15 protein-coding genes are annotated in these 15,108 nt (G+C 73.0%); 13 read left to right on the plus strand and 2 right to left on the minus strand.

The window, feature by feature from the left end; genetic code table 11:
* Positions 1-31: 31 nt before the first annotated feature.
* Positions 32-814, plus strand: coding sequence for an alpha/beta fold hydrolase (locus ACZ7JZ_RS22895; protein WP_470942168.1), 783 nt, complete (start codon positions 32-34; stop codon positions 812-814).
* Positions 815-962: 148 nt separating this feature from the next.
* Here ACZ7JZ_RS22895 and ACZ7JZ_RS22900 read toward each other — a convergent pair whose 3' ends face one another.
* Positions 963-2,171 (minus strand): MFS transporter, encoded by a 1,209-nt coding sequence (locus ACZ7JZ_RS22900; RefSeq protein ID WP_470942171.1) that lies wholly within the window; start codon positions 2,169-2,171, stop codon positions 963-965.
* A gap of 128 nt (positions 2,172-2,299) precedes the next feature.
* Between ACZ7JZ_RS22900 and ACZ7JZ_RS22905 the strand changes: the two genes are divergently transcribed.
* Positions 2,300-3,193: a LysR family transcriptional regulator gene (locus tag ACZ7JZ_RS22905; RefSeq protein ID WP_470942174.1), complete on the plus strand. Its 894-nt coding sequence runs from the start codon at positions 2,300-2,302 to the stop codon at positions 3,191-3,193.
* A gap of 88 nt (positions 3,194-3,281) precedes the next feature.
* On the opposite strand, the gene ACZ7JZ_RS22910 is transcribed toward ACZ7JZ_RS22905, so the two are convergent.
* Positions 3,282-4,415: a YihY/virulence factor BrkB family protein gene (locus tag ACZ7JZ_RS22910; protein WP_470942177.1), complete on the minus strand. Its 1,134-nt coding sequence runs from the start codon at positions 4,413-4,415 to the stop codon at positions 3,282-3,284.
* A 17-nt stretch (positions 4,416-4,432) separates the two neighbouring features.
* On the opposite strand from ACZ7JZ_RS22910, the gene ACZ7JZ_RS22915 reads away from it, so the two are divergent.
* From ACZ7JZ_RS22915 to ACZ7JZ_RS22965, 11 genes are all read left to right on the plus strand, one after another.
* A complete protein-coding gene (locus ACZ7JZ_RS22915; RefSeq protein WP_470942184.1) occupies positions 4,433-6,112 on the plus strand; it encodes an acyl-CoA dehydrogenase family protein in 1,680 nt (559 codons plus the stop codon).
* Between the two features lie 280 nt (positions 6,113-6,392).
* Positions 6,393-7,685: a GAF domain-containing protein gene (locus ACZ7JZ_RS22920; RefSeq protein WP_470942189.1), complete on the plus strand. Its 1,293-nt coding sequence runs from the start codon at positions 6,393-6,395 to the stop codon at positions 7,683-7,685.
* Positions 7,686-7,698: 13 nt separating this feature from the next.
* Entirely contained in the window at positions 7,699-8,289 is a 591-nt protein-coding gene (locus tag ACZ7JZ_RS22925; RefSeq protein ID WP_470942191.1) for a GNAT family N-acetyltransferase, read from the plus strand.
* A 92-nt stretch (positions 8,290-8,381) separates the two neighbouring features.
* On the plus strand, positions 8,382-8,465 hold the full coding sequence (locus ACZ7JZ_RS22930; protein ID WP_470942214.1) for a putative leader peptide: 84 nt from the start codon (positions 8,382-8,384) through the stop codon (positions 8,463-8,465).
* A gap of 200 nt (positions 8,466-8,665) precedes the next feature.
* Positions 8,666-10,360 carry a nitrite/sulfite reductase gene (locus ACZ7JZ_RS22935; RefSeq protein ID WP_470942193.1) on the plus strand — a complete coding sequence of 565 codons (1,695 nt, stop codon included), beginning with the start codon at positions 8,666-8,668 and terminating at the stop codon, positions 10,358-10,360.
* On the plus strand, positions 10,357-10,536 hold the full coding sequence (locus ACZ7JZ_RS22940; RefSeq protein WP_470942195.1) for a hypothetical protein: 180 nt from the start codon (positions 10,357-10,359) through the stop codon (positions 10,534-10,536). Before ACZ7JZ_RS22935 ends, ACZ7JZ_RS22940 begins: the two co-directional genes overlap by 4 nt.
* Complete coding sequence (locus ACZ7JZ_RS22945) at positions 10,533-11,240, plus strand: phosphoadenylyl-sulfate reductase (protein WP_470942198.1); 708 nt, start codon at positions 10,533-10,535, stop codon at positions 11,238-11,240. The genes ACZ7JZ_RS22940 and ACZ7JZ_RS22945 overlap by 4 nt, the downstream gene beginning before the upstream one ends.
* Before the next feature lie 35 nt (positions 11,241-11,275).
* Positions 11,276-11,821: an adenylyl-sulfate kinase gene (gene cysC, locus ACZ7JZ_RS22950; RefSeq protein ID WP_470942217.1), complete on the plus strand. Its 546-nt coding sequence runs from the start codon at positions 11,276-11,278 to the stop codon at positions 11,819-11,821.
* The gene (gene cysD, locus ACZ7JZ_RS22955; protein WP_470942200.1) at positions 11,818-12,759 is read left to right on the plus strand and encodes a sulfate adenylyltransferase subunit CysD; all 942 of its coding nucleotides are present in this window, start codon (positions 11,818-11,820) and stop codon (positions 12,757-12,759) included. Before cysC ends, cysD begins: the two co-directional genes overlap by 4 nt.
* Positions 12,760-12,761: 2 nt before the next feature.
* Entirely contained in the window at positions 12,762-14,099 is a 1,338-nt protein-coding gene (locus ACZ7JZ_RS22960; RefSeq protein ID WP_470942204.1) for a sulfate adenylyltransferase subunit 1, read from the plus strand.
* Between the two features lie 236 nt (positions 14,100-14,335).
* Positions 14,336-15,108 (plus strand): ABC transporter substrate-binding protein (locus ACZ7JZ_RS22965; RefSeq protein WP_470942207.1); only part of this gene is annotated, 773 nt, incomplete at its 3' end.

Here is a 15,108-nt window from a genome sequence, read left to right on the forward strand (position 1 = left end):
AATTCTCGATCAGCTCGCTAACATCACTCCCATGACCTCTCTTCCCTCTCCGCTGGTCCGCGGAGACGGTCCCGGATTACTGCTGGCACACGGCGCGGGCAGCGATATCGAGGACAGTTACGGACCGGTGATCGAATCGCTCGCCCGGCACCGGACGGTGATCGGGCCCGATTTCCCCGGCTCGGGCCGGACCCCGCTGCCGCGGGACGGGCTGACCCTCGACCGCCTCGCGGACCACATTGTCGAGAGCGCCGTGCAATCGGGCGTTCATTGTTTTGCAATTTCTGGTTTCTCGATGGGCACGGCAGTGGCGGTACGGGCTGCCGTACGGCATCCGGACCGGGTGACCGCACTGGTTCTCTCGGCCGGTTTCGCACATCCCACCGCGCGCCTCCGGATGGCGGTCGACACCTGGCGCGCACTGGCCCGGGAAAACGGGCCCTCCAGCCGCGCACTGGCCGCTTACCTTTCCCTGGTCGTCGGAAGTCCGCAGTGGCTGGACGAAAGGTCGGGGCCGGAGATCGAGGAGCAGCTCGGCCTGTTCTCGGCCGGAATGCCGCCGGGTGCGGACGAGCAGCTCGCGCTGTTCGAGCACCTCGACGTACGGGCGGACCTGCCGCGGGTCTCCGTGCCCGCGCTGGTGATCGGCGCCCGCCACGACCTGCTCACCACGCCCGTTCACTCCCGCCAACTCGCGCAGGGGATTCCCGGTGCGCGGCGGGCCGAGCTGGACTGCGGGCACGCCATCGCGGCGGAGCGGCCGGCCGAATGGGCCGCGCTGATCACGGAGTTCCTCGCCGCCGTGGACCCCTGACCGGCGGCCGGGGTGCCGCGGTCCGGATCCGGCTGCCCCCTCGGCAGCCGGATCCGGGCGGCGGGTACGGCGCGCCGGGACGGGGGAGGCCCGGCGCGCCGCGTTCTCGGGGGCCGTCCGCAAGGCAGGCGGCCCGTACGGGACCGGCTCAGCCGGCCGGTTCGGCGCCGGGGGCCCGGCCCGCGGCCACCGCGAGCAGGGCGCCGAGCGCCAGGGCCCCGCCCAGCCACATCACCGAGGTGACGCCGGCGCCGTCGGCGGCCAGCCCGCCGACCAGGGCGCCGAGGGCGATGGCCCCGTTGAACACGCCGACGTACAGCGAGGACACCCCCTCGGGTGACCGGGGGGCGGAGGCAAGCAGCCAGGTCTGCGTACTGACGGACACCCCGCCGTACGACAGCCCCCACACCACCAGCAGGGCCCCGGCGGCCGGTACGGAGCCGCCGAGCACGGGCACCAGGGCCACGGTGGCGGCCAGGACCGTGCTGATGACGAGCAGGGTGCGGCGCGGGGAGCGGGCGGCGCCCGAACCGGCGGCGAAGTTGCCCGCGACACCGGCGAGTCCGTACACCAGCAGCAGGGTGCCGACGGTGCCGGCCGAGGCCCCGGAGACCTCCTCCAGGACGGGCCGCACGTACGTGTAGGCGGCGAAGTGGCCGGTGACCAGAAGGGCGACGACGAGCAGCCCGGTGCGCACCTGCGGTACGGCGGCCAGGCGCAGCACCCCGCCCAGCCGGACGGCCTCCTGGGCGGGCAGCTTCGGCAGCAGGAGGGCCAGGGCGAGGAGCACCGCGAGGGCGAGTCCCGCCGCGGCGGCGAACGCCGTCCGCCAGTCGGCGAGTTCACCGATGTAGGTCCCGGCGGGGACACCGAGCACCGAGGCCACGGCGATCCCGCTGAAGATCAGCGAGGTGGCCGGGGCCACCGACTTCCCCGGCACCAGGCGGGGCGCCAGCCCCGCCGCGATCGCCCACACACCGCCCATGCCGATGCCCACGAGGACGCGGGCGCCCACCATCACGCCGAAGTTCGGGGCCCAGGCCGCGAGCAGGTTCCCGGCCGTCAGGACCGCCATCAGCGCGCACAGCACCAGCTTCCGGTCGAAGCGGCCGAGCGCGGGGGTGAGCAGCGGGGCGGACAGCGCCCCGACCAGTCCGGTGATCGTCAGGGTCAGGCCCGCGGTCCCCTCGGACACGCCGAGGGCGTCGCCGAGGGGCGTGAGCAGGCCCACGGGCAGCATCTCGGAGGTGACCACGGTGAAGGTCGCGCCGGCGACCGCCGCCACGCCCGCCCAGCCGCGGGCACCCGCCTCTTCCGGCACCTGTGCCGTGCCTGCAACTTCCTCTGTCTGTGCCATGCGGCCAGCCAACCGGCTGCCGCAGGAGGGAACAACGGCCAATCCCTCATCCTTCTATGAGCAGGGCTCATAGATCCGTGCGGCGCTCCCCCGGGCCCGCACCCCGTCCGACGAAAGGAGACCGGCCCATGAGCGGTCTGGAGGTCCGCGAGCTGGAGGCCTTCCTGGTCCTCGCGGAGGAGCTGCACTTCGGCCGGGCGGGCGAGCGCCTGTACGTCTCGCAGAGCCGGGTCAGCCAGCTGCTGCGCTCCCTGGAGGGCCGGATCGGCGCTCCCCTGGTCGAGCGGACCAGCAGGCGGGTGGCGCTGACCCCGCTGGGCGAGGGCTTCGCCGCCTCGCTGCGGCCCGCGTACGAGGCGCTGCGCGCCACCGTGGACGAGGCGCGGGCGGCGGCCCGCGGGATCGGCTCCACCCTGCGCGTGGGCTTCCAGGGCACGGTGGACGACTACCTGGCCCGGGCGCTCGCCCTCTTCGGGGAGCGGCGCCCGGAGTGCGCGATCGACCTGGTGGAGGTCCCGCTCTCGGACCCGTTCGGGCCGGTGCGGCGCCGTGAGGTGGACTGCGCGGTGGTGCTGCTGCCGGTGGCGGAGGAGGACCTCGTCCTCGGCCCGGTGTTCTCGCGGCAGCCGCAGACCCTGGCGGTGTCGGTGCGCCATCCGTTCGCGGCCCGGGAGTCCGTGGACGTGGAGGAGCTGGCGCAGTGCACCCTGATCGGGATCCACGGCCCGGCGCCGGAGTACTGGCGGGGTGCGCAGGCGCCGGCGCTGACCCCGGGCGGGCTGGCGGTGCCGGCGGGCCCCGCGGTGAACACCCTCCAGGAGGGGCTGAGCCTGACGGCGGCGGACCGCGGGGCGATGCTGCTGTGCCGGTCCACGGCGGACTACCACGGGCGCCGCAGCTCGATCGCGTTCGTACCGGTCGAGGGGCTGCCGGACTCGGAGCTGGGGCTCGTCCGGCCGCGCAGCCGGCCCGCGGAGGGGGCGGCGGACTTCGCCCGCGCGGTGGCCGAGACCCTGGCCTGACCGGCCGGGCCCGTACGCCCGCCGAGCCGGTACGCCCCCTCAGCCCGCGACCAGGACCGGCCCGTACGGCCTCAGCCCGTACGCCGCCTCAGCGCGGGTGGCGTTCCGTGTGCTTGCGCAGCCGGGACTGGTAGTCGTCGGGGGGCAGGAAGTTCGACCAGCGCTCGGGGAACTCCGAGGGGATCCCGGTGTCCTCGTCGTCCTCGGACTCCCCCTCGGCCAGCGCCCGCCAGGCGGCGGCCCGGGCCACGAGCTGGGCCGCCTCGGCCTCCCGTACCCGCTCGTTGGCCTCGCGGGCCGCGGCGGTGGCCACCGAGGGCCAGACCCGGTCGATGGCGGCGTTGACGGCCGCGCCGACGAGCACCGCGAAGGCGGAGATGCCGATCCACAGCAGCACGGCCACGGGGGCGGCCAGCGAGCCGTAGATGGTGGGCCCCTCCACGGTGTTGGTGAGGTAGATGCGCAGCAGGAAGCTGCCCAGCACCCACATGCCGAGGGCGACCAGGGCCCCGGGCACGTCCTCGATCCACGGGGAGCGCACGGGCACCGACACGTGGTACAGCGTGGTCAGGAAGGCGATGGACAGCAGGGTGACGGTGGGCCAGTAGAGGACCGCGATGACCTCGGTGCCCCAGGGCACCAGCTGCACGACCGCGTCGGGGCCCACCACCATCAGCGGCAGCACCACCGCGCCGATCAGGAGGGCGACGATGTAGAGGAGGAAGGCGAGCAGCCGGGTCTTGACGATCCCGCGGTGCCCGTCGAGCCCGTACATGACGGTGATGGTGTCGATGAAGACGTTCACGGCGCGCGAGCCGGACCACAGGGCGAAGGCGAAGCCGAGGGAGATGATGTCGGGCCGGCCGCGGCTGGTGACGTCGTCCAGGAGGGGTTTGGCGATCTGGTTGACGCCCCGGTCGGACAGGACCGTGCCGGCGGCCCGCAGGATGTTCTCCTCGATGCTGGCGACGGTCGTGGTGTCGGTCCAGCTGTCGACGTAGCCCAGCAGGCCGAGCAGGCCGAGGAAGAGCGGCGGCAGCGACAGCAGGGTGAAGAAGGCGGCCTCCGCGGCGAGGCCGAGGATGCGGTACTCGATGCACGAGTTGACCGTGTCCTTGAGGAGCAGCCAGGCCATCTTGCGCTTGGAGACGTTGCGGTACAGGGCCCTGGCCCGGTGGAGCATCCCCGGAGGACGCTCGGGTGTTTCATTTGCTGGCTGCACGTCTTTACCGTATCGGCATGGCAGCCACCACCCACACCGTGAGCAACCAGGCGCCGCCCCTGGTGGGCTACGACGTCTACGGTACCGACCGCGCCCTCGTCGAGGGGATGGAGCGTCACCTGCCCGCGGAGCTGCGGGCGCAGGCCGCGCAGGAGCTCGGCGAGCTGGGCCGGGCGGCGGGTTCCGCACAGGTCCAGGAGTGGGCGGCGCAGGCCGACGCGAACCCCCCGCGGCTGCGCACGCACGACCGCTACGGGCACCGGATCGACGAGGTCGACTTCCACCCGGCCTGGCACCGGCTGCTCGGCAAGGCGGTCTCCGCGGGCCTCACGGACGCCTGGCGCCGGCCCGGCGGGCACCTGCGGCGGGCCGCCGGCTTCTACGTGTGGTCGCAGGCGGAGGCCGGTACGGGCTGCCCGGTGTCGATGACGCACGCGGCCGTGCCGGCCCTGCGGGCGGACCCGCAGGCCGCGGCGCTCTGGGGGCCGCTGCTGGCCTCGCGCGTGTACGAGCGGGGGCTGCGCCCGCCGCTGGAGAAGGCCGGGGTCCTGTTCGGCATGGGGATGACGGAGAAGCAGGGCGGCAGCGACGTACGGGCGAACACGACGGCGGCCCGGCCGCTGGACGCGCCGGGCGAGTACCTGCTGACCGGCCACAAGTGGTTCTGCTCGGCGCCGATGAGCGACGCCTTCCTGGTCCTGGCGCAGGCCCTGCCGCCCGGCGCGGGAGCGGACGCCGGGCCGGACGCGGCGGCCGGGGACCGGCTGACGTGCTTCCTGGTCCCGCGGGTGCTCCCGGACGGCTCCCGCAACCCCTTCGCCCTCCAGCGGCTGAAGGACAAGCTGGGCAACCGCTCGAACGCATCCGCGGAGGTGGAGTTCGACGGCACCTGGGCCCGCCGGGTCGGCGGGGAGGGCCGCGGGGTGCGGACCATCCTCGGGATGGTCGCCGCCACCCGGCTGGACTGCGTGCTCGGCTCGGCGGCGCTGATGCGCCAGGCGCTGGTGCAGGCCGTCCACCACACGGAGCACCGCAGCGCCTTCGGCGGGCTGCTGGCCGACAAGCCGCTGATGCGCAACGTGCTCGCGGACCTGGCGGTGGAGTCGGAGGCGGCGACCGTGCTGGCGCTGCGGCTGGCGGCGGCCTGCGACGCGGACACCGACGCGGAGCGGGCGCTGCTGCGGATCGCGGTGCCCGTGGCGAAGTACTGGGTGGCCAAGCGGTGCACGCCGGTGGTGGCGGAGGCGCTGGAGTGCCTGGGCGGCAACGGGTACGTGGAGGAGTCGGGGATGCCCCGGCTGCTGCGCGAGTCCCCGCTGAACTCGATCTGGGAGGGCTCGGGCAACGTCCAGGCCCTCGACGTGCTGCGGGCGCTGCGCCAGGAGCCGGCGGCCTTCCACGCCTTCCTCCAGGAGGTCGGCGCGGGCCGCGGCGCGGACCACCGGCTCGATGCGGCCATCCGGGACCTGCTCACGGAGCTGGCCGATCTGGAGGGGATCGAGGCGCGGGCCCGGCGGGTCACCGGGAAGATGGCGCTGGTGCTCCAGGGCTCGCTGCTGGTGCGCTGGGCGCCGCCCGCGGTGGCGGACGCGTTCTGCGCCTCGCGGCTGGGCGGGGACGGGGGTGCGGCCTTCGGCACGCTGCCGCACACGCTGGACCTGGGTGCAGTGGTGGAACGGGCGCGGATCCCCGCCTGACGGCCCCAACCGCCGGCACCGGATCCGGGCCCGTCGTACGGAGGGGGTGGCACCGCGCCGACTCGGCACCACCCCTGCCGCGTGAAGCCCCCGAGGAGGAGCTGCAACGCCGCGGAGCGGCGTTGCGCAAAGTTTCGGTCGGCCGATCGGGACTTGGCGAGAGTTGCATACCGTTGCAACTCTGTGGGGCGGAACGGTCCGCGCGAGGCGCCAGGGGAACGGGCACCGCCGGTGGGACGGTCCGGCTGCCAGCACGTCCGGTTCATACGGGGAGGATCCGGTGACCAGCACCACACTCGATCTGGCGCGGCTTTCGGCCATGGACAGGCGCCAGGCGGCCCTGCTCCTCAAAGGGGTGCGGGAGGCGGCCCTGTCGGGGCAGCGGCTGCCGGCCTCGCCCCGCCCGGAGATCGCGGCGTCCTGGCGGCGCATGATGGCGGGCGGGGTGCACCCGGAGCGGGACGCCCGGTCCCGGATGCTGTCGGCGGCGGAGACCGAGCAGCGGCGGCAGGACTCGCCGCTGCGGGAGCTGCTGCCGGTGCTGCGCGAGGAGCTGCTGCCGGCGCTGGACGGGGCCCTGCACATCATGGTGGTCGCCGACGCCGAGGGGCGGCTGCTGTGGCGCGAGGGGCACTCCTCGATCCTGCGCAAGGCCGACCGGCTGGGCTTCGAGGTGGGGGCCGACTGGGACGAGTCGGTGGTGGGCACGAACGGCGTGGGGACGGCCCTGGTCAGCCGGCGCCCGGTGCAGGTGTTCTCGGCGGAGCACTTCGTCAGCAGCCACCACGACTGGACCTGCGCGGGGGCCCCGCTGCACGATCCGCGCGACGGCCGGCTGATCGGGGTGATCGACGTGAGCGGCCCGCTGGCCACGATGCACCCGGCGACCCTGTCGTGGGTGACCTCCGTGGCCCGGCTGGCCGAGACCGAGCTGCGGGTGCGGCACCTGGGCTCCCTGGAGGGGCTGCGGGCGGTGGCGGCCCCGCTGCTGGCCCGGCTGCCCGGGCGGGCGCTGGCCGTGGACCGGCACGGCTGGACGGCCGCGGTGACGGGGATGGCCCCGGTGGACCGGGTGGGACTGCCGCAGGACCTGGGCGCGGGCCCGGTCTGGCTGCCGAGCCTGGGCCACTGCGTGGCGGAGCCGCTGCCGGGCGGCTGGCTGCTGCGGGTGGACCAGGCCCGTACGGGCGGGCAGGTCAGCCGGGTGGTGCTGGACCTGAGCCGGGACCGGCAGTGGTCGGCGACGGTCGTGGGGGCGGCGGGCAGCTGGAGCCAGGAGCTCAGCCCCCGCCATGCGGAGCTGCTGTTCCTGCTGGCGCGGCGGCCGGGCGGGCTGAGCGCCGCGGAGCTGGCCGGGGAGGTGTTCGGGGATCCGACGCGCACCGTGACGGTGCGGGCCGAGATGTCGCGGGTGCGGCGGCACCTGGCGGGGGTGCTGGCGCACCGGCCGTACCGTTTCGCCGAGGGGATCGAGGTGAGCGTGCGGGTCCCGCAGGACCCGCACGGGCTGCTCCCCCACTCGCACGCGCCGTCCGTGATCGCGTCCCGGTTGGGCCGCGGCGGCCCGGCGTGATTCCCTGAGCTGCATGGACACCAATCTCACCACGTGGTCGCTGGAGCAGACCTCTCCCGCCGACCTGCGCCCGGCCGCCATACCCGGCGGCGACGGCATCCGGATCGAGCGCGCGGAGGTCCCGTCGCCCGAGTTCAGCCGCTTCCTGTACGCCTCGGTGGGCCAGGACATCCACTGGACGGACCGGCTGGGGCTCTCGTACCGGGAGTGGCAGGAGATCCTCGAGCGGCCGGGGGTGGAGACCTGGGTGGCGTACGACCACGGGACCCCGGCCGGGTACGTGGAGCTCGACCCGCAGCCGGAGGGCACGGTGGAGATCATGTACTTCGGCCTGCTGCCGGCCTTCCGCGGCCGCCGGATCGGCGGGCACCTGCTGTCGGTGGGCACCGCGCGGGCCTGGGACCTGGCCGAGCGCTGGCCGGAGCGCGAGGCGACGAAGCGGGTGTGGGTGCACACGTGCAGCTGGGACGGGCCCACGGCCATGGCCAACTACGAGAAGCGCGGCTTCCGGCTCTTCAAGACGGAGACCGAGGAGAAGGAGCAGGGCCCGACCCCCGGCCCCTGGCCGGGCTCAGAGGGGTCCGCGAGCGCCCCCTCCGAGTGACCCAGCCCACAGCATCCCACAAAGCGAGACGCTTTAGTCCGCATAATGGACACTAGTGGACTCCTCCAAGACGCGCATGCCACGCTTCGGCCATGGATGGAGCTGGAATTGCCTTGGTGAGTCGGCGGCACGTCGACCTCGGCCGCATGGCCAGCGCCATCTGTCCGGTGCGCTGACGAAAGCCAGCACCGCCGCATTTCCACCGTCCCCGCCGTCGCGGACGCGTCGAAATCCCCGAGGCCGTACGGGCCCCCCACCACCTGCCGGGGGTCCCTCCTTGCCGCATCTGCGTAGATTTCCGCAGGTCAACGGCCTCTGGGTGGTACGCCGCCGCCCACAGCCCCTGCCCTGAGCCGCCACAGAAGGACGTATCGCCATGGCCGCCACCCCGGAGAAGCCCGCCGCCGCAGCGCGCCGCAAGACCACGCGTCACCGCGGCGAAGGCCAGTGGGCCGTAGGCCACTTCACGCCCCTCAACGGCAACGAGCAGTTCAAGAAGGACGACGACGGTCTCAATGTGCGGACGCGCATTGAGACGATCTACTCCAAGGCCGGGTTCGACTCGATCGACCCCAACGACCTGCGCGGACGGATGCGCTGGTGGGGCCTGTACACCCAGCGCAGGCCCGGGATCGACGGCGGCAAGACCGCGATCCTGGAGCCGGAGGAACTGGACGACGAGTACTTCATGCTCCGCGTCCGCATCGACGGCGGGCGCCTGACCACCGAGCAGCTGCGCGTGATCGGCGAGATCTCGCAGGAGTTCGCCCGCGGCACCGCCGACATCACCGACCGCCAGAACGTCCAGTACCACTGGATCCGGATCGAGGACGTCCCGGAGATCTGGAACCGCCTGGAGGCGGTCGGCCTGTCCACCACCGAGGCCTGCGGCGACACCCCGCGCGTCATCCTCGGCTCGCCGGTCGCCGGCATCGCCGAGGACGAGATCATCGACGGCACCCCCGCCATCGACGAGATCTACCGCCGCATCGTCGGCAACAAGGACTTCTCGAACCTGCCCCGCAAGTTCAAGTCCGCGATCTCCGGCTCCCCGCTGCTGGACGTGGCCCACGAGATCAACGACATCGCGTTCGTCGGCGTGGAGCACCCCGAGCACGGCCCCGGCTTCGACGTGTGGGTGGGCGGCGGCCTGTCCACGAACCCGAAGCTCGGCGTCCGCCTGGGCACCTGGGTCTCCCTGGAGGAGGTCCCCGACATCTACACCGGGGTCATCTCGATCTTCCGCGACTACGGCTACCGCCGGCTGCGCAACCGCGCCCGCCTGAAGTTCCTCGTCGCCGACTGGGGCCCCGAGAAGTTCCGGCAGGTCCTGGAGGACGAGTACCTCAAGCGCAAGCTGACCGACGGCCCCGCGCCGGCGCAGCCCGTGCAGACCTGGCGCGACCACGTCGGCGTGCACCGCCAGAAGGACGGCCGCTTCTACGTGGGCTTCGCCCCGCGGGTCGGCCGGGTCGACGGCGCCACGCTCACGAAGATCGCCGAGATCGCCGAGAGCCACGGCTCGGGCCGCCTGCGCACCACCGCCGAGCAGAAGATGATCGTGCTCGACGTCGAGGAGCCGCAGGTCGCATCGCTGGTCGGCGCCCTGGAGGCGCTGGACCTGCGGGTCACCCCGTCCCCGTTCCGGCGCGGCACGATGGCCTGCACCGGCATCGAGTTCTGCAAGCTCGCCATCGTGGACACCAAGCAGCGCGGCCAGACCCTCATCGAGGAGCTGGAGCGCCGCCTGCCGGACTTCGACCAGCCGCTCACCATCAACATCAACGGCTGCCCGAACGCCTGCGCCCGCATCCAGGTCGCCGACATCGGCCTCAAGGGCCAGCTGGTCCTCGACGAGGACGGCCGGCAGGTCGAGGGCTTCCAGGTGCACCTCGGCGGCGCCCTGGGCCTGGAGGCCGGGTTCGGCCGCAAGGTCCGCGGCCTGAAGGTCACCTCGGCCGGACTCCCCGACTACGTGGAGCGGGTCGTCAAGCGCTTCGAGGAGCAGCGCGGCGACGGCGAGCGGTTCGCCGCGTGGGTGGCCCGCGCCGACGAGGAGAGCCTGTCGTGAGCGAGCGCGCCGCACCGTTCTACTGCCCGTACTGCGGCGACGAGGACCTGTTCCCCGGGGAGCAGGGCCACGGCGCCTGGGAATGCCGGGCCTGCAACCGCGCCTTCCAGCTGAAGTACCTCGGGCTGCTGGCCCGCGGTTTTCAGGGCAACGACGCGGGAGGGGACGAGATATGACGACGGTTCAGGAGACCGGCCGGCAGGACCTGAAGGAGCTGGCCGAGCGGGCCGGGCGCGAGCTGGAGGACGCCTCCCCGCTGGAGATCCTCCGCTGGGCGGCCGAGACCTTCGGCAAGCGCTTCTGCGTGACCTCCTCCATGGAGGACGCGGTGGTCGCCCACCTCGCCTCCCGCGCCCTCCCCGGCGTGGACGTGGTCTTCCTCGACACGGGCTACCACTTCGAGGAGACCATCGGCACCCGCGACGCGGTCGAGGCCGTGATGGACGTCAGGGTCATCACCCTCACCCCGCGGCAGACCGTCGCCGAGCAGGACGCCGAGCACGGTCCGAAGCTGCACGACCGCGACCCGGACCTGTGCTGCGCCCTGCGCAAGGTCAAGCCCCTCGAAGAGGGCCTGACGGCGTACGCGGCCTGGGCCACCGGCCTGCGCCGCGACGAGTCCCCCACCCGGGCGAACACCCCGGTGGTCGGCTGGGACGAGAAGCGGCAGAAGGTCAAGGTCTCCCCCATCGCCCGCTGGACCCAGGACGACGTGGACGCGTACGTCGCCGAGCACGGGGTGCTGACCAACCCGCTGCTCACGGACGGCTACGCCTCCGTCGGCTGCGCCCCCTGCACCCGCCGGGTCGCGGAGGGCGAGGACGCCCGGGCGGGCCGCTGGGCGGGCCGGAACAAGACCGAATGCGGGCTGCACGGCTGATGACGACGGACGTTACGGACACCACGGAGAACCAGATGAGCGTGACCGGCCAGGGAGCCACGGTGTGGCTGACCGGTCTGCCCAGCGCGGGCAAGACCACCATCGCGTACGCGCTGGCCGAGCGGCTGCGCGCCGAGGGCCACCGGGTGGAGGTCCTCGACGGGGACGAGATCCGCGAGTTCCTCTCCGCCGGCCTCGGCTTCACCCGCGGGGACCGCCACACCAACGTGCAGCGGATCGGCTTCGTCGCCGAACTCCTCGCGAGCAACGGGGTCAAGGCGCTCGTCCCGGTCATCGCCCCGTACGCCGACAGCCGCGAGGCCGTGGCGAAGCGGCACGCCGCCGCCGGCACCGAGTACCTCGAAGTGCACGTGGCCACCCCGGTCGAGGTGTGCTCCGAGCGCGACGTGAAGGGCCTGTACGCCAAGCAGGCCGCGGGCGAGATCTCCGGGCTCACCGGGGTCGACGACCCGTACGAGGCCCCGCAGTCCCCGGACCTGCGCATCGAGTCGCACACCCAGTCCGTCCGGCAGTCGGCCGATTCGCTGCACGCTCTGCTCACCGAGAGGGGTCTGGCATGACCACCGCCGCGCACCTGCACACGGAGTCCGACGCGGACGCCCCGTACGCGCTGTCGCACCTCGACTCCCTGGAGTCGGAGGCCGTGCACATCTTCCGCGAGGTGGCGGGCGAGTTCGAGAAGCCGGTGATCCTCTTCTCCGGCGGCAAGGACTCCATCGTCATGCTGCACCTGGCGCTGAAGGCCTTCGCCCCGGCGCCGGTCCCCTTCACGCTGCTGCACGTGGACACCGGGCACAACTTCCCCGAGGTCATCGAGTACCGCGACCGCACGGTCGCCCGGCACGGGCTGCGGCTGCACGTGGCCTCCGTGCAGGAGTACATCGACGCCGGGAAGCTGCGCGAGCGCCCGGACGGCACCCGCAACCCGCTGCAGACCGTCCCGCTGACCGAGGCGATCCAGCAGCACAAGTTCGACGCCGTCTTCGGCGGCGGCCGCCGCGACGAGGAGAAGGCCCGCGCCAAGGAGCGGGTGTTCAGCCTCCGCGACGAGTTCTCCCAGTGGGACCCGCGCCGCCAGCGCCCCGAGCTGTGGCAGCTCTACAACGGCCGGCACGCCCCCGGCGAGCACGTGCGCGTGTTCCCGCTGTCCAACTGGACCGAGCTGGACGTCTGGCAGTACATCTCCCGCGAGGGCATCGAGCTCCCCGAGATCTACTTCGCACACGAGCGGGACGTCTTCCTGCGCAGCGGCATGTGGCTGACCGCCGGCGAGTGGGGCGGCCCGAAGGACACCGAGGCGGTGGAGAAGCGGCTGATCCGCTACCGCACCGTCGGCGACATGTCCTGCACCGGCGCCGTCGACTCCGACGCCACCACGCTCGACGCGGTGATCGCCGAGATCGCCGTCTCCCGCCTCACCGAGCGGGGCGCCACCCGCGCCGACGACAAGCTGTCCGAGGCCGCGATGGAAGACCGCAAGCGCGAAGGGTACTTCTAGCCATGACCAGCACCACCGAGCAGCTGAGCGCGACCACGCTGCTGCGCTTCGCCACCGCGGGTTCCGTCGACGACGGCAAGTCCACCCTGGTGGGCCGGCTGCTGCACGACTCCAAGTCGGTCCTGGAGGACCAGCTGGAGGCCGTGGAGCGGGTGTCCGCCGACCGCGGGCAGGACGCCCCCGACCTGGCGCTGCTGACCGACGGCCTGCGGGCCGAGCGGGAGCAGGGCATCACGATCGACGTGGCGTACCGCTACTTCGCTACCGCGCGCCGCCGGTTCATCCTGGCCGACACCCCCGGGCACGTGCAGTACACCCGGAACATGGTGACCGGCGCGTCCACCGCCGAGCTGGCCGTGGTCCTCGTCGACGCCCGCAACGGGGTCGTCGAGCAGACCCGCCGGCACGCGGCCGTGGCCGCCCTGCTGCGCGTGCCGCACGTGGTCCTCGCCGTCAACAAGATGGACCTGGTCGACTACGCGGAGCCCGTCTTCGCGAAGATCGCCGAGGAGTTCACCGCGTACGCCTCCGAGCTGGGCGTCCCGGAGATCACCGCGATCCCGATCTCGGCGCTGGCCGGGGACAACGTGGTCGAGCCCTCCGCGAACATGGACTGGTACGGCGGCCCGACGGTCCTGGAGCACCTGGAGACCGTCCCGGTCAGCCACGACCTGACGGCCTGCCCGGCCCGCTTCCCGGTGCAGTACGTGATCCGCCCGCAGACCGCCGAGCACCCCGACTACCGCGGGTACGCCGGCCAGATCGCCTCCGGCGTACTGCGCGTCGGCGAGGCCGTGACCGTCCTGCCCTCCGGGAAGACCTCGGTCATCGAGGGGATCGACGCACTCGGCGGGAGCGTGGACATCGCCTGGGCCCCCCAGTCGGTGACCCTGCGCCTGGCGGACGACATCGACATCTCGCGCGGCGACCTGATCGCGCCCTCCGCGAGCGCCCCGGCCACCACGCAGGACGTGGTCGCGACGGTCTGCCACGTGGCCGACCAGCCGCTGGCCGTCGGCGCGCGGGTGCTGCTGAAGCACACCACGCGGACCGTGAAGGCGATCGTCAGGGAGATCCCCTCGCGGCTGACGCTGGACGACCTGTCCCAGCACCCGGAGCCCGGGCGCCTGGTGGCCAACGACATCGGCCGCGTCGTCGTGCGCACCGCCGAGCCGCTCGCCCTCGACGCGTACGCCGACTCCCGCCGCACCGGCTCCTTCCTGCTGATCGACCCGGCGGACGGGACCACCCTGGCGGCGGGCATGGCGGGCGAGGCCTTCGCCTCGCGCACCCCGGCGGCCGGCCCGGACGCCGCGGACGACGAGGGCTGGGACTTCTGACCATGGGCGGCGACTTCTACTCGTCCTTCGCCAAGGAGGGCGGCCGCGTGGGCAGCGGCTTCCTCGGCAGCGGCCAGGGAGGGGTGGCGCGATGTGCGCGCTGACGTACGCGCACCGCATGCGCGCCCGCACCCCCCACGCGCCGCACCGACGAAGACGAACAGCCCGCCCGGCCGCGTCTCCGGATCAAGGGATCCGGAGCACGTAGAACCGGGCCTCCGAGAGGACCGCCTCCCGTGCCTGCCACACCCCGCACCGCCCGCCGCCGCACCCTGCTCACCGCGGCCGCCCTCCCCGTCCTGCTGACCTCCCTCGCCGCCTGCGGCTACGGTTCGCAGTCCGCGGAGGCCGGCAACGAGAAGGCGAACGTCGCCGCGACCGGCAAGAAGCTCTCCGCCGACACCGTCCGCGTCGGCTACTTCCCCAACCTGACCCACGCCACCGCGCTGGTCGGCGTCCAGGAAGGCCTCATCGCCAAGGAGCTCGGCGGCACGAAGCTCGCCACCCAGACCTTCAACGCCGGCCCCTCCGAGATCGAGGCCCTCAACGGCGGCTCCCTCGACATCGGCTTCATCGGCCCCTCCCCCTCCCTCAACGCCTACGTCAAGTCCAAGGGCAAGAACCTCCGCATCGTCTCCGGCTCCGCCTCCGGCGGCGTCAAGCTCGTCGTCAACCCCGCGAAGATCAAGACCCTCGACGACCTCAAGGGCAAGAACATCGCCACCCCCCAGAAGGGCAACACCCAGGACGTCGCCTTCCTCAACTGGATCTCCGAGAAGGGCTGGAAGGTCGACCCCGAAAGCGGCAAGGGCGACGTCTCCGTCGTCCGCACCGACAACAAGGTCGCCCCCGACGCCTACAAGTCCGGCTCCATCGACGGCGCCTGGGTCCCCGAACCCACCGCCTCCAAGCTGGTCTCCGAAGGCGCCAAGGTCCTCCTCGACGAAACCGCCCTGTGGCCCGACAAGAAGTTCGTCATCACGAACATCATCGTGTCCCAGAAGTTCCT

Source organism: Streptomyces sp. NPDC038213 (assembly GCF_055600495.1).

Coding starts and splice junctions, on each gene's coding strand:
- ACZ7JZ_RS22895 (WP_470942168.1), top strand. CDS start 32: ATGACCTCTCTTCCCTCTCCGCTGGTCCGCGGAGACGGTCCCGGATTA.
- ACZ7JZ_RS22900 (WP_470942171.1), bottom strand. CDS start 2,171: ATGGCACAGACAGAGGAAGTTGCAGGCACGGCACAGGTGCCGGAAGAG.
- ACZ7JZ_RS22905 (WP_470942174.1), top strand. CDS start 2,300: ATGAGCGGTCTGGAGGTCCGCGAGCTGGAGGCCTTCCTGGTCCTCGCG.
- ACZ7JZ_RS22915 (WP_470942184.1), top strand. CDS start 4,433: ATGGCAGCCACCACCCACACCGTGAGCAACCAGGCGCCGCCCCTGGTG.
- ACZ7JZ_RS22925 (WP_470942191.1), top strand. CDS start 7,699: ATGGACACCAATCTCACCACGTGGTCGCTGGAGCAGACCTCTCCCGCC.
- ACZ7JZ_RS22930 (WP_470942214.1), top strand. CDS start 8,382: ATGGATGGAGCTGGAATTGCCTTGGTGAGTCGGCGGCACGTCGACCTC.
- ACZ7JZ_RS22935 (WP_470942193.1), top strand. CDS start 8,666: ATGGCCGCCACCCCGGAGAAGCCCGCCGCCGCAGCGCGCCGCAAGACC.
- ACZ7JZ_RS22945 (WP_470942198.1), top strand. CDS start 10,533: ATGACGACGGTTCAGGAGACCGGCCGGCAGGACCTGAAGGAGCTGGCC.
- cysC (WP_470942217.1), top strand. CDS start 11,276: ATGAGCGTGACCGGCCAGGGAGCCACGGTGTGGCTGACCGGTCTGCCC.
- cysD (WP_470942200.1), top strand. CDS start 11,818: ATGACCACCGCCGCGCACCTGCACACGGAGTCCGACGCGGACGCCCCG.
- ACZ7JZ_RS22960 (WP_470942204.1), top strand. CDS start 12,762: ATGACCAGCACCACCGAGCAGCTGAGCGCGACCACGCTGCTGCGCTTC.